This window comes from Haloferax sulfurifontis ATCC BAA-897, assembly GCF_000337835.1.
Classification (GTDB): domain Archaea; phylum Halobacteriota; class Halobacteria; order Halobacteriales; family Haloferacaceae; genus Haloferax; species Haloferax denitrificans.
This window is the reverse complement of the sequence record NZ_AOLM01000003.1, coordinates 189204-202129: the sequence shown is the minus strand read 5'-3', so window position 1 is coordinate 202129 and position 12926 is coordinate 189204. Positions and strand designations below refer to the sequence as shown.

The window sequence follows — 12926 nt, the reverse complement described above, 5'->3', positions numbered from 1 at the left end:
TCGGCCGCCGCGACCGTCAGCGGAGCAATCGTTATCCCCGGTGGCCGCGATTTCCGCGGCATGAGCCAACACCTCTCGTCGTTCCTCTCGGGCCTGTCGGCGCTTGAGGTGACGGCCCTCGTGCTTCTCATCTCCGTCGGCGGCGCGTTCGTCATGGAGACGGTGGTCATCCGACTCCTGTTTCGGTACACCAGCCGGACCGAGACCTCTCTGGACAACATCGTCGTCCAAGAGCTTCGGTGGCCAATCGTCGTCACCGTCTCGCTGACCGGCGTCTTCCTGTTCTCCAGAGCGCCCGCGGTCGCCGAGGCGCTCGTCGTCGACGCGGCGACGCTCAACGACTTCTTCGGCCTGCCGTCGCTGTCTGTCGGCATCGTCATCTGGGCGTGGGCGCTCAACCGCCTCGTCAACCGCCTCGTCGACGCGGTCAAGGACAAGGGCAGTCGCTACGACTTCGCGCCCGTCTTCTCGAACGTCTGGACCATCGTCGTCTCGGTCGGCACCATCGGCGTGCTGTTGTACATCTGGGGCATCGAAATCACGCCGCTTTTCGCCGGTGCGGGCATCGCCGGCATCGCCGTCGGCTTCGCCGCCAAGGACACTGTCGCCAACTTCTTCGGCGGCATCGCGCTGTACTTCGACGACACCTACAAAATCGGCGACTACGTCGTCCTCGACTCCGGCGAGGCGGGCACCGTCGTCAAGGTCGGCATCCGCTCGACCACGCTTCTCACCCGCGACGAACTGCTCGTGACGGTGCCGAACTCGGTGCTCAACGCCGCCAAAATCATCAACGAGTCCGCGCCGAACCGCCGCCGCCGGCTGAAAGTCCCGGTCGGCGTCGCCTACGGCACCGACGTCGACGAGTTCGAAGAACTCCTGACCGACATCGCCCTCGACGAGCCGCTGGTCCTCGACAGCCCCCGCCCGCGGCCGCGGCTCCGTCGGTTCGGTCCCGACGCGCTGGAGTACGAACTCGTCTGTTGGGTCAACAGCCCGCTCAAACGCGGGAAGGCGACGCACAACCTCAACCGCGAGATATACAAGCGCCTGAACGACGCGGGCATCGGGATTCCGTTCCCCCAGCGGGACGTGCACGTCCACTCGGCGGACGCCGAGGCGACCCGGCAATCGCCCGCGGCCGGACTCTCGAACGGCGGCGTTCGGCGACCGGCTCGCACCCGCGACGCGGCCGACGGGACGGTGGCCGACGACGTCGCGGACGCGGCGGCAGACCCGGACGTGGACGACAGCGCCTACGACGAGTGAGCGCCCGGCGTCGCTCGGTGGGTGCGCCCGCCGCGAACCGGTTCGGTCGCCCGCACCGGCCGCCGCCGGGAACGTTATCCGCGGCGCGGCCGTGGCTCGGATATGCTTCAACTCGGTCCCGTGGACGGGCTCATCGAGACGTTCGGCCCCTTCGCGATTCCCGTCTTGCTGTTCGCCGCCGGGTTCGTCGGTTACCTCGTGCTCGTCGCGCTCGGGCGGACCGGGCGCGACGGGGACTAAGTCCGCTTCTCGACGACGCTACTCCTCGGCGACGACGGTTCCGGTCATGCCCGCGGCCTCGTGGGGCACGCAGAAGTACGCGTGCTCGCCGGCCGTCTCGAAGGTGTGGACGTAGGACTGGCCCGACTGGACCGCACCCTTCCCCTCGCCCCATCCGGTCTCGGCCGACTCTTGGGACTCGAAGCCGCCGGAGGCCCAGTACGCCGCGCCCTCGGGGAGGTCGTCGCCGTAGGCCGTGACCGAGTGCGCCTCGCCGGCGGTGTGCTCGAAGGCGACCGTGTCGCCGACGGAGACGGTCAGTTCCGCCGGTTCGAACGCGACGGCGTTCATCTTCACCACGTGGTCTGCCTCCTCGGGAACGCCCTCGACGACGTTCGGACCGCCGGTGAGTGACGTGTCCGCGGAGCCGCTTTCATCGGTACTCCCGGCCTCGGGGGCCTTCCCGACTTCGCCGACGACCGCGAACTGGGCGCGAGCCGTCGCCGTCGCGTACGTCTCCGCGGCGGCGTCGACCTCGCTTCCGTCCTCCAGCGCGGCGACGTAGTCCGACAGGGCCGCCTCGAAGCCCTCGTAGGCGTCGTGGTCGGCCTCCTCTAACGCCTCGTGGACGCGGGCCTCCTCGAAGGTCTGGAAGACGCCGGTCATGCGCTCCGACGCGGCGGCTCCGAGACCGGCGTCCGCGGCCGCGGTGGCGACGACGGCGTACATCGAATCGACCGCTCGCTGGCCGTAGGTCTTGGCCGCGCCGTAGGTGTCGCCGCCCTCCTCGGCCGCGGTTCGGACCGAGCCGAGCGCGCCCTCGAACGACTCGTAGAGGTCGTGGTCGGCCTCCTCCAAGGTCTCGTGGTAGCCGCCCGCGCCGGCCTCGAAGAAGGCGAACGTGGACTGGACGACCGTCGCGGCACGGGCCGACGCACCGACCTGCGCGAGCGCCGCGGCGTCGAACCCGCGAGCACCGAAGAACGCGGCCTCGGCGGCCGACACCTCGGCGGTCGCGCCGACGGCCGCCTCGAACTCGAACAGCGCGTCCGTCGCGCCCTCGGCGTGGGCCGCGGCGGCGCCGGCGTTCCCGGCGGCCGCGTCCTCGACGAGCCCCGCGAGGTGCTCCTCCTCGAAGCGGTGGTACAGCTCTTCGGACTCCTCCTCGACGGACTCGTGGAGGTCCGCCTCGTTCTCCTCGAAGCGGGAAAAGAGGTCCTCGCCGACCGCGGCGGCGCGGTCCGTCTCGCCGACCGCGACCAGCTCGCGGGCGTCGCCGAGGCGGGCGCGGAAGAACGCCGCTTCGAGGACGGTCGCGGCCTCGCCGCCGACGAGCGCCGAGATTCCCGCGAGCAGGTTCTCGTCGACCGTCGCCACCGCCTCCTCGGCCGCCGCGACGTCGCCCGACTCGGCGGCTTCAGTCAGCGACTCAAGTCCGCCCTCGAAGCCCTCGTAGGCGTCGTGGTCGGCCTCCTCTAACGCCTCGTGCGCCCGAGCGCCCTCGAAGTGGGCGAACACGTCGCTCGCCACCGTCGCGGCGAAGTCGGCCTCGCCCGCGGCGACCAACCGGGGCACGTCGGCGGCGCGGGCGCGGTAGAGCGACAGCGCGGCCGCGTGGGCGAACTCGTCGCCGGGACCGCCGAGCCCGGCCAGCACCTCGGCGTCGAAGCCGACCGCCTGCATGAGCGCGAGGTGGCCCGCGCCCGCGACCGTCTCGGGGGCGAGTTCGTAGCTCGCGTCGACCGTCGCCGCGGCGGCGGTCCGGGCCGAGGCGGCGAGCGTCTCGGCGTCGCCGGCGTCGGCCGCACCCTCGACGGCCGCCTCGAAGGTCTCGTACAGTTCGCCCGAGGCGGACTCGAGCGCCGAGTGGGCGGGCGCGTCCTCGAAGCCCTCGTACACCGCGTTCGCCAGTTCGGCCGCGGCGTCGACCTCGCCGGCCGCGGCGAGCAGACCGGCGTCGCGGGCGCGAGCGCCGAACAGCAGGACGTCCAGCGCGTCGACCACGGCGGCGTCGACCCGGCCGCGCTGGGCCGCCAGCAGGTTGTCGGCCGCCTGCACCGCGAGGTCCGCACCGCGCTCGGCGTCGCCGGCGGCGTACGCCTCTCGCGCGCCGCCGAGGTGCGATTCGAACGTCTCGTAGTTCTGTTCGTTCGTCGCCTCCAACTGCTCGTGTGCGCCCCACTCGCCCGACGACTGTTCGAACCGGGTGAACACGTCGCCGGTGACGCGGGCGGCGGTGCCCAGTCGCCCCGCGTCGGCCAGCGCGACGGTGTCGTAGAGCCGAGCGCGCATGGCGTTCCACTCGGCCGCGACGGAGACGGTGGCGTCGACGCTCACCGACGACTCGGCGTCCTCGGTGGTCGTTCCGTCCGCGGTCTCCGTCTCCGAATCGGTCTCGGCGGCGGTGGTCGATTCATCGCTCGATTGGCCGTTACAGCCCGCGAGTCCGGCGGTCGCGACTGCGAGTCCCGTCGTCTGCAAGAGACGCCGTCTGCTGTAGTTCATGGTTTTAGGCGCGCCTAACTATAGAAAAACGCATCGGTTTTTAGGCGACCCGAAAAAATCCGCGCGTCGGTCGGCTCAGTCGGCCGTCGCCGACTCGTCGCCGCGGAAGCGGTCAAGCGCCGACTCGAAGTCGCTGTCGTCTTCGACGGTGTCTTCCCACTCTTCGAGGCCGCGCTCGGCGCGGGTGCCCGCGATGGTGTTGTCGAAGAAGAAGGCGATGAGGCCGCCGACGGCCATGCCGGTCGAGCCGATGACGAACACCGTGTCGGCGACGAGTTGCGTCCCGAGGACGGGGCCGACGAGCGCGACCTGCCGCATCCCCTCGCGGAACGCCGCCGCGCTCCCGACGTTCCCCATGTAGGCGGGGACGGCGAGGCCGGTGAACATGGCGACGCCGACGATGAACACGTTCCGTGAAGAGTCGAGGTCGACGTACTTCAGGTTCGAGAGGCCGACGGCGACGATTTGGCCGAACATGGCGACGTAGAGGCCGCCGACGATGGGGTCGGGAATCGTCGCGATGAGCTGGCCGAAGTAGCCGACGAAGCCCATGACGAGCATCACGGCGGCACCGATTTGGACGACGTAGCGGGAGGCCACGCCCGTGAGGCCGATTGCGCCGATGTTCTCGGAGTAGGAGGTCGAGCCGCTCCCGCCCATGACGGCCGAGAAGACGTTCATCAGGCCCTCCATGCCGATGCCGTGGTTGATGCGGCGCTCGGAGGGCGCGCCGACGCCCGAGAGCCGGGCGACGGCGTGGTAGTCGCCGAACGATTCGACCATCGAGGCCGCGACGCCCGCGAGCATCCCGATGATGAAGGAGGTCGTGAACTGCGGGACGCCGAACGCGACCGAGCCCACGACGGGGAGCGAAACGGTCGTCGCCCCCGGGCCGCCCGCGAAGCCCCACTGCAGGGGGTAGATGGGCATGAGCGCCGGGGCCTCGATGACCGTCTGGAGGTTCACGTAGCCCGCCGCGCCGGGGGCGATGACGCCCGCGACCGAGAGGCCGGCGGCGACGACGTACGAGACGATGACGCCGAGCAACACCGGAAACAGCTTGAACGCCGGATGGGCGGTGTCGAGGTACTGCGAGAACAGGACGATGAGCGCGAGCGTCAGGCCGAGGAGCCACCAGTTGTTCGTGGCGGACGCGACCTGCGGGGCGTTGAAAAGCGACAGCCCGATGAGCGCGATGGTCGGCGCGATGACGACCGGCGAGATGAACTTCCGGAGGCGTCCGAGCAGGCCGAAGTAGCCGACGAACACCTCGACGACGGCCGCGACGATAATCGCGCCCTGCAGTTGTAACAGCGCGCTCTGCCACGCGACCCCCGACTGGTCGGCCGCCGTCGCCACGCCGACGACGGCGAGCGCCGGCGCGAGCATCGAGAAGGGCGCGCCCTGCACGATGGGGTAGCGGTTCCCGAACGTCGTCTGCATCAGCGTCGCGATGCCGGAGACGACGAAGAACGTCCCGACGAACCGCGGCACCACGTCGGCGGGCATGCCGAGGGCTCCGGCGAGGATGAGGGGGACGGCGATGTTCGCGCCCACCATGGTGAGGTAGTGTTGGGCGCCGAGAAGGAGAGCGGTCGGAAGGGGTGGTTTGTCGTCGATACCGTACTGCACGAACGAGGAGGGAGAGGAGTCGTCCGTCACGACCGTCCCCCCGTATGTGGTGGTTCGCTCCCGAGCATGGTTGTCCGAGGATTTTGTTCAGACTATATATGTCCTGCTTTTCGCGCGCCTTCGGGGAGTAACGACTTTGTTTCACCGGTCTCATTCGTGACGTGTGACCGACCGACACGGGCGTTCGGAGGCGAGGAACCGCGACCGATGGCTGTTCGGCTGGGCGCTGGGCTACGCCGCGGTGGGCGCGTCGTCGCTCGTCGTCCCGCTGTACGCCATCGAACTGGGTGCGAACGCGCTGTTCGTCGGCCTCATCGCCGCGACCGCCGCCTTCGCCGGCGCGCCGGGCGCGGTGCTCTGGGGCCGACTGGCGGCCCGCGCGAAGCGCAGACGGCCGTTCATCCTCGTCGCGCTCGCGGCGACCGCGGGCGCGCTCTCTCTCACCGCCGCCGTGTCGTCGCCGGCCGCGGTCCTCGTCGCCAACGCCCTCCTGTGGTTCGTCGTCGCGGCGGCCGCGCCGGTGTTGAACCTCATCGTCGTCGAGGGCGTCCCCTCGAAGGACTGGAACCGCCGGTTCGGCGTCCTCAACCACTATCAGGGCTACGGCTGGCTCGGCGGCCTCGTCGTCGGCGCGGTCTGGTCGGCGCTGGCCCCGCGGCTGTTCGGCCTCGACGCGCTCGCCGTGCAACGGCGGTTCCTCGTCGCCGCCGCGGTCGCCGCCGCCCTCGGGGCCGTCCTCGTCCGCGTCTGGTACCCCGAGCGCTCGACGGTGTCGGCGCGGCGGTTCGCCCGCGTCTCGGCGGGCATCCGCCGGCGGAGCGGTCTCGTCGGGCGCTCGGTCCGCGCGGTCCCGTACGGCCCCTCGCGGCTCTACTGGGCGCTCCATAGCTTCGACCTCGACGACTTCCGGAAGCGGATGACACCCGAGCTCCTCCGGTACCTCGCGGCCGCGACGCTGTTTTTCGTCGGCTTCTCTGTCTTCTTCGGGCCGCTCCCGGCGTACCTCGTCGGTTCCGGGCGGACCGCCGACGAGGTGTTCGCCCTGTTCGTGCTTTCGAGTCTCGGGTCGGCGGTGAGCTACGCGAAGGTCGGCGCGTTCGCGGCGCGACACGACCCCCGTCGCCTGCAGGTCGGCGCGTTGGCGACCCGCGGATTCGCCTTCCCGGCTGTCGCCGTGGTCGGTACACAGTTCGCCGCGCTCGCCGCGCTCGTCACCCTCGGCGCGACGTTCCTCGTCATCGGCGTCACGTGGGCTATCATCGCGGTGACGGCGACGGGGATGGTGACGCGGCTCGCGCCCGATCGGATTCGCGGGGAGGCCCTCGGCGCGTACACGGCGCTTTCGAGCCTCGGCGGCGGGGTCGGCTCGGCGCTCGGCGGCTTCGTCGCCGACGCCGCCGGCTACGTCGCGGCGTTCGGGCTCGCGGGGGTCGTCGTGGGCTGTGCGCTCGTCGTCGTGTTGCTCACAAGCGGTCGGGGCGTCGCGGCGGGAGAGCAGTCGCTCGCCGACTAGGGTCTCGAAAACGAATGCGGGGCCGGTCGTCGAACCGCCTTACTCGATGGCGTGCACCGGCGAAATCCAGACGACGAGGTCGCCGTCGCGTTTGATGACGCCCTCGATGGAGTCGTCCTTTTCGAGCGGCGGGTCCTCCACGTCGTCCATCGAGACGCGCACGACCTGATACACCTCGTCGACGAGCCAGCCGGTCGCCGCCTCGTCTTCGAACTTGTTGGGGTCGAAGATGACGATGCGCTTCGACTCGCCCTCGGCGTCGATGTTGAGAAGCGACTTCGGGTTGATGATGGACGTGGTCCGGCCGCGGAGGTCCATCACGCCCTCGACGTAGTCCGGCGCGTTCGGCACCGCCGTGAGCTGGCCCTTGTCGACGATTTCGCTCACGTACTCGATGTCGACGCAGTACGTCTCCGGGCCGAGTTGGAATTCCAGCACCTGTACTTCTTCGGCGGAGTCCTCCGCGTCGGTCTCGTCCGCGCTCACCTCGGTCGTGATTGCATCTTGTCGCATGGTCAACCCCGGCGGCGACAGACGCCGCCACCTGATCGCTTCAGAGTGGTCAGATTCAGCGTATAAAGGTACGTACCCGATTATCAGCCGTGATTATCCTCGCCGAGTGTTTATATACCCGATTTCCGAACCTCGGGGTAGATGAGCGGTCTACGAAACGGCACACGAAACAATCCACCGACCCCTCGACGGGGGGCCCGCTCGGCGACCCGTCGCGCCCGTCGTTCCCGCACCGGGAGGTGGGGGCGATGAGTTCGGCCGCCGGCGCGGACTCGACGCGAGCGGTCGTCGTCGACGACTCGCGGTTCATGCGGACGCTGATTCGCACGCTCCTCGAAGACGCCGACGTCGAGGTCGTCGCTGAGGCGGCAGACGGCCGCGAGGCGGTATCGGTGGTCGAGGCGAACCGACCGGACGTGGTGACGATGGACATCGAGATGCCCGAGATGAACGGGCTCGACGCGGTCGAGGCCATCATGGAGGAGTGTCCGACGCCCGTCCTCATGCTCTCGGCGCACGCCGAGGAGGACGCCGACGTGACGTTCGAGGCGCTCGACCGCGGGGCGGTCGACTTCGTGACGAAGCCGGGCGGCGAAGTCACCTCGGAGATGCCCCGCGTCAAGCGGGAACTGGTCGAGAAGATTCAGTCCGCCGCGGCGGTCGACCTCTCGGCGACGCGCCGGGGGGCTCGCCCGCCGAAGACGGGACAGAAGCCGGCGGCGACCGCGGCGGCGACGACCTCGACCGCGGCGGCCGCCGAGTCGCTTCCGACCGAGGGTTCGACGCTGATTATCGGCGCGTCCACGGGCGGACCGAACGTCGTCGAGCGGTTGCTCGCGGCGCTCCCCGAGGAGGCCGGGCTCCGCGTGCTCGTCGTCCAGCACATGCCGGCCGGGTTCACGAAGCGCTTCGCGGCGCGGCTCGACGGCCGCTGTGACTACGAGGTCCGCGAGGCCGAAGACGGCGAGCGAATCGGCCCCGGACAGATTCGAATCGCACCCGGCGGCTCGCACCTCCTCGTGACCGGCGACCGCGCCGGACGCCTCCGGCTCGAACTCTCCGACGACGAGCCGCTCCACGGCGTCAAACCGGCCATCGACCTCACGATGGCGTCGGCCGCGGAGGCGGTCGACGCGCCGCTGGCCGGCGTCCTGCTGACGGGCATGGGCCGCGACGGCGTCGAGGGGATGACCCGAATCAAGCGGGCGGGCGGCCACACGGTCGCACAGGACGAGGAGACGTCCGCAATCTTCGGGATGCCGAAGCGGGCCATCGAGGCCGGCTGTGTCGACACCGTCTCCGCCGACGAGCGAATCGCAGACGAAGCACTCAGCGGGCTCACTACCTGACCATGGACGAAGAACTCTACCAAGCATTCATCACCGAGAGCGAAGAGAGCATCACGCAGTTGAACAACTCGCTTCTGTCTTTGGAGTCGAACCCGGACGACACCGAGGCAATCGACGACATCTTCCGGCAGGCCCACACGCTGAAGGGCAACTTCGGCGCGATGGGCTTCGACAACGCCGCGACGGTCGCCCACGCCGTCGAGGACCTCCTCGACGAGATTCGCCACGGGCGACTCGACGTCACGGCCGAGCGGATGGACCTCGTCTTCGACGGGATGGACCTCATCGTGGAAATCCTCCACGACATCGAGGAGAACGGCGAGTCCACCATCGACCCGACCGACACGGTCGAGGAGATTCGCGCGGCCGTCGAGGACGGCGGTGACGCGGGAAACTCGAACACGGCGGCGTCTGACGAGGCCGACCGCGAGTCGGTCGACCTCGACACGCTCGCCGCCAACTGCGTCGACGCGGACACCCTCGACGCGACCACGCTCACCCACGCCCACGTCGAACTCGACGCGGGCCAGATGAAGGGCGTCGACGCCGGTATCTTCCTCAGTAGCATCCCCGAGGACCTCGACGTGGTCGGGGCGAACCCGAGCCGCGACGCCATCGAGGACGGCGAGTTCGGCGACGGCTTCGACCTGTTCGTCGCCGAGCGCGACGCCGCGGTCGTCGAGAGCGAACTCGACGGCCTCTGGAAGGTTTCGACGGTCGAGACGACCGACGTGTCCGACGCGCTCGCCGCCGGGGACAAACAGGTCGCCGACGCCGGCGACACCCCGGCGGCCGAGTCGGAGGTTGACGCCCCGGCATCGGACGGCTCCGGCCAGTCCGCCGACGCTGACGGCGCTGTCGACAGTGACAGCGACGCGGCGTCCGACGACGCTCCCAGCGTTGACGACGGGAGCGAAGGAGACGCCGACGAGGCCGAGTCGACCGAGAGCGACGAAGAACCGGAGTCCGGCAACGAGAAGAAAAAGGAGGCCCGTTCCATCTCGGCGGTCAAGTCCGTCCGCGTGGACGTCGACCAGCTCGACGAACTCCACGAGCTCGTCGAGCAGTTGGTGACGAGCCGCATCAAGCTCAGAAACGCTATCGACGTGGGGCAGACGACCGCGCTCGACACGCTCGACGAGCTGGACAAGATATCGTCGAACCTCCAGAACACCGTGATGGACATGCGGCTCATCCCGCTGAAGAAGGTGTTCGACAAGTTCCCCCGGCTCGTGCGCGACCTCGCCCGCGAGCAGGACAAGCGCGTCTCGTTCAAAGTCGAGGGCGCGGACATCGAACTCGACCGCACCATCCTCGACGAGATTTCCGACCCGCTGATGCACGTCCTCCGGAACGCCGTCGACCACGGCATCGAGGAACCCGACGTGCGCGAGGCGAACGGCAAGTCCCGAACGGGGACCATCCGGCTCTCCGCGCGCCGCCAACACGACACCGTCATCGTGACCGTCGAGGACGACGGGAGCGGTATCGACGCCGACGCCGTCCGCGACAAGGCGGTCGACAAGGGCGTGGCGACCCGCGAGGAACTGGACCAGATGCCCGACAGCGAGGTGTACGACTACATCTTCCACCCCGGCTTCTCGACCAACGACGAAATCACGGACGTCTCCGGCCGCGGCGTCGGCATGGACGTGGTGAAGACGACCGTCGAGTCGCTCGACGGCTCGGTGTCGGTCGACAGCGAACCCGGCGAGGGAAGCACGTTCAACATCCGGCTTCCGGTGTCGGTCGCCATCATCAAGGTGCTTTTCGTCCAGGTCGAAGACCGCGAGTTCGGCGTCCCCATCAAGTACATCGACGAGATTAGCCGCCGCGACCGCGTCCAGACGGTCAACGGCGCGGAGGTCATCGTCCACGAGGAGACCATCTTCCCCTTGATTCGGCTCCGCGAGGCGCTCGAAATCGACTCGCCCGAGCCCGACGACGGCATGGTGGTCCGCATCCGCCCCGACGACAGGCAGGTCGCGCTCCACTGCGACGGCGTGACGAAACAGGAGGAAGTCGTCGTGACGCCCCTGCAGGGGCCGCTTTCGGGCGTCGGCGGGCTGTCGGGAACGGCCGTCATCGGCGACGGGAACGTCATCCCGATTCTGGACGTGTCGACGCTCGCGCTCCCGGCCGAAAGCGAGCAGGCGATGCGCGAGTTCGACCCGAGCCAGCTCCCCGGGACCACCGAGGAGGCGGCCGACTGATGCCCTCGTCGGCGACCGACGACCCGGCGTTCGGCCGGCTCTTGGACTACATCGAAGACGCCCTGCGGTTCCAGACGAGCTCGTACAACGACGCCTATCTCGACCGCCGAATCTCCGCCCGGATGCGGCGGCGGCGCGTCGACGACTACGGGACGTACCACGACCTGCTCACCGACGACGAGGAGGAACAGCAGGCGCTCCTCGACGCGCTTTCGGTCAACGTGACGAGCTTCTTCCGGAACCCCGAGGTGTGGGAGGCGCTCCGCGAGGTGCTCCGCGACCTGAGTTCGCGGGGGAGCCGCCACGACCCCATCAAGGTGTGGAGCGCCGCCTGCTCCGACGGCCGCGAGGCCTACTCGCTGGCGATGCTCGCCCACGACGACGACCGCGTCGACGAGCGCCGCATCGAAATCGTCGGCACGGACATCAAACGCGAGATTCTTCGCGCCGCCAGAGCGGGGGAGTACCGCGCGTCTGAGACCAACGACGTGGCCGAACAGCTCGACCCCATCGGCCGGTGGGAGCGCTTTGTCGACCGCGACGGCGACAGCTTCCAAGTGAAAGACGCCGTCACCGACATGGTCAGCTTCGAGCGGCGAGACCTCATCCGCGAGGAGCCGCCGGGGACGTTCGACCTCGTCGTCTGCCGGAACCTGTTCATCTACATCAACACCGAGTCGAAACGGGCCGTCTTCGAGACGCTCGGCTCCGCGCTGAAGCCGGACGGCTACCTCACCATCGGCATGACCGAAACCATCCCACCGACGTGTCGACAGCAGTTCGACCCCGTCGAGAAACGACTCCGCATCTACCGCGCGAGCGACACCGCGGTCGGGAGGTGAGCGATGAAGCCCGGTGAGCAAAAGCTCGGAGACACCCGCGGGCGGTTCCTCCAGGTCGTCAAGAACGGCCGGGAGATGCACGACGTGGACTGGACGAGCGGTCGCATCCTGCTTTCGAACAGGCGGCTCATCCTCGCTGGCACCGGCGGCAAGCGGACGATTCAGCTCTCGAAGATACGGGAGTTCGGCGGCCGATACGACGTGAACCAGCGCATCGCGACCGTCTCCGACTACTTCAGCGTCCACATCCCGTCGGGCGTCGTCCTGCTCGCGCCCGTCGACTACGACGAGTTCGAGACGGACTTCTTCGGCGCGCTCCTCAACACCGAGCAGTTCCTCGCGCGACACCCCGCGGTCGCCGGCGGCGTCGTCCAGAACACCGAGTGGGAGAAATCCCGGCTCAAAGTCGAGACGGAGGCCGTGAGCATGGCGACCGTCGGCGGCAAGTTCGTCGAAATCCGCCTCGACGACATCGGCGACGTGAAGACCGGCGAGCGGACCATCGTCGACGAACACCGGAGCGTCATCGAGGTCGAACACTCCGACGACGAGGGGACGAGCCTCCAGACGTACATCTCCGGCTCCGACCGCGCCGTCAGTTTCCTCTACACGCTCCTCCGGGAGGGCGAGGAGCTTTCGGAGACCTCTATCGACCTGAGCGAGACGGACAAGCAGGTCCTCACGGCGCTGTACTCCGGCGTCTCGCCGTTCGACATCCCGAGCTTCCTCGGCCTCGACGTGGACGAGGTCGAAGAGCTCTTTCAGCGACTCATCGACCACAACGTCGTCGAGGAGATTCGCGTGCGCCACGAGGTGCAACTCAACGCCCGCGGCCGTAGCATCGCCTCGGACGCCATCAACGAACAGTAGT

General features: G+C 69.0%; 10 protein-coding genes. 7 read left to right on the top strand and 3 right to left on the bottom strand.

Going from position 1 to position 12926, the window contains the following annotated elements; all coding sequences use genetic code 11:
• Positions 1-60: 60 nt before the first annotated feature.
• The gene (locus tag C441_RS01895) at positions 61-1269 is read left to right on the top strand and encodes a mechanosensitive ion channel family protein (protein ID WP_007273530.1); all 1209 of its coding nucleotides are present in this window, start codon (positions 61-63) and stop codon (positions 1267-1269) included.
• A gap of 102 nt (positions 1270-1371) precedes the next feature.
• Positions 1372-1509 (top strand): hypothetical protein, encoded by a 138-nt coding sequence (locus tag C441_RS19775; RefSeq protein ID WP_007273529.1) that lies wholly within the window; start codon positions 1372-1374, stop codon positions 1507-1509.
• Between the two features lie 18 nt (positions 1510-1527).
• Here C441_RS19775 and C441_RS01890 read toward each other — a convergent pair whose 3' ends face one another.
• Positions 1528-3993: a DUF5059 domain-containing protein gene (locus C441_RS01890; RefSeq protein ID WP_049920365.1), complete on the bottom strand. Its 2466-nt coding sequence runs from the start codon at positions 3991-3993 to the stop codon at positions 1528-1530.
• Positions 3994-4068: 75 nt separating this feature from the next.
• Positions 4069-5655: a uracil-xanthine permease family protein gene (locus C441_RS01885; protein WP_007273527.1), complete on the bottom strand. Its 1587-nt coding sequence runs from the start codon at positions 5653-5655 to the stop codon at positions 4069-4071.
• Between the two features lie 133 nt (positions 5656-5788).
• On the opposite strand from C441_RS01885, the gene C441_RS01880 reads away from it, so the two are divergent.
• Positions 5789-7138, top strand: a complete 1350-nt coding sequence (locus C441_RS01880; RefSeq protein ID WP_007273526.1) for an MFS transporter — start codon at positions 5789-5791, stop codon at positions 7136-7138.
• Between the two features lie 39 nt (positions 7139-7177).
• Here C441_RS01880 and C441_RS01875 read toward each other — a convergent pair whose 3' ends face one another.
• A complete protein-coding gene (locus C441_RS01875) occupies positions 7178-7651 on the bottom strand; it encodes a chemotaxis protein CheW (protein ID WP_007273525.1) in 474 nt (157 codons plus the stop codon).
• A 248-nt stretch (positions 7652-7899) separates the two neighbouring features.
• Between C441_RS01875 and cheB the strand changes: the two genes are divergently transcribed.
• The 4 genes from cheB to C441_RS01855 are packed head-to-tail and all read left to right on the top strand — an operon-like array spanning position 7900 to position 12925.
• Positions 7900-9000 carry a chemotaxis-specific protein-glutamate methyltransferase CheB gene (gene cheB, locus C441_RS01870; protein ID WP_188423858.1) on the top strand — a complete coding sequence of 367 codons (1101 nt, stop codon included), beginning with the start codon at positions 7900-7902 and terminating at the stop codon, positions 8998-9000.
• Between the two features lie 2 nt (positions 9001-9002).
• Positions 9003-11213 (top strand): chemotaxis protein CheA, encoded by a 2211-nt coding sequence (locus C441_RS01865; RefSeq protein WP_007273523.1) that lies wholly within the window; start codon positions 9003-9005, stop codon positions 11211-11213.
• Positions 11213-12055, top strand: a complete 843-nt coding sequence (locus C441_RS01860) for a CheR family methyltransferase (RefSeq protein WP_007273522.1) — start codon at positions 11213-11215, stop codon at positions 12053-12055. Before C441_RS01865 ends, C441_RS01860 begins: the two co-directional genes overlap by 1 nt.
• A gap of 3 nt (positions 12056-12058) precedes the next feature.
• A complete protein-coding gene (locus C441_RS01855; RefSeq protein WP_007273521.1) occupies positions 12059-12925 on the top strand; it encodes a CheF family chemotaxis protein in 867 nt (288 codons plus the stop codon).
• Position 12926 lies beyond the last annotated feature (1 nt).

Coding starts and splice junctions, on each gene's coding strand:
- C441_RS01895 (WP_007273530.1), top strand. CDS start 61: ATGAGCCAACACCTCTCGTCGTTCCTCTCGGGCCTGTCGGCGCTTGAG.
- C441_RS19775 (WP_007273529.1), top strand. CDS start 1,372: ATGCTTCAACTCGGTCCCGTGGACGGGCTCATCGAGACGTTCGGCCCC.
- C441_RS01890 (WP_049920365.1), bottom strand. CDS start 3,993: ATGAACTACAGCAGACGGCGTCTCTTGCAGACGACGGGACTCGCAGTC.
- C441_RS01875 (WP_007273525.1), bottom strand. CDS start 7,651: ATGCGACAAGATGCAATCACGACCGAGGTGAGCGCGGACGAGACCGAC.
- cheB (WP_188423858.1), top strand. CDS start 7,900: ATGAGTTCGGCCGCCGGCGCGGACTCGACGCGAGCGGTCGTCGTCGAC.
- C441_RS01865 (WP_007273523.1), top strand. CDS start 9,003: ATGGACGAAGAACTCTACCAAGCATTCATCACCGAGAGCGAAGAGAGC.
- C441_RS01860 (WP_007273522.1), top strand. CDS start 11,213: ATGCCCTCGTCGGCGACCGACGACCCGGCGTTCGGCCGGCTCTTGGAC.
- C441_RS01855 (WP_007273521.1), top strand. CDS start 12,059: ATGAAGCCCGGTGAGCAAAAGCTCGGAGACACCCGCGGGCGGTTCCTC.